General features: G+C 55.5%; 1 pseudogene. It reads right to left on the bottom strand.

Annotated elements, in window-relative coordinates:
- A pseudogene (locus tag SB775_RS31680) lies at positions 1–254 on the bottom strand (ammonium transporter); the annotation flags it as partial.

Genomic DNA, 254 nt, shown 5'->3' with positions numbered 1-254 from the left:
CTGGATACCGAGGATTTCAGCTCCGCCTCCATAAAGCAATCCGCTGTTCACATCGAAGAATCCAATCGCGAGAGTCCCCCAAACCCCGGCGATTCCGTGAACCGATACAGCCCCTACCGGATCGTCCACGCGGATTTTCGTATCCAATAGATGGACAGCTTCCGTCATGATGATACCGGCGATCAAGCCGATCAAGATGGCGCCAAGGAACGATACATTGGCAGCGCCGGCAGTGATGCCGACAAGGCCAGCTA

The sequence above is a fragment of the Peribacillus sp. SIMBA_075 genome (assembly GCF_046534585.1).
The sequence above is the reverse complement of the archived record's forward strand: the minus strand, read 5'-3'. Positions and strand labels throughout refer to the sequence as shown.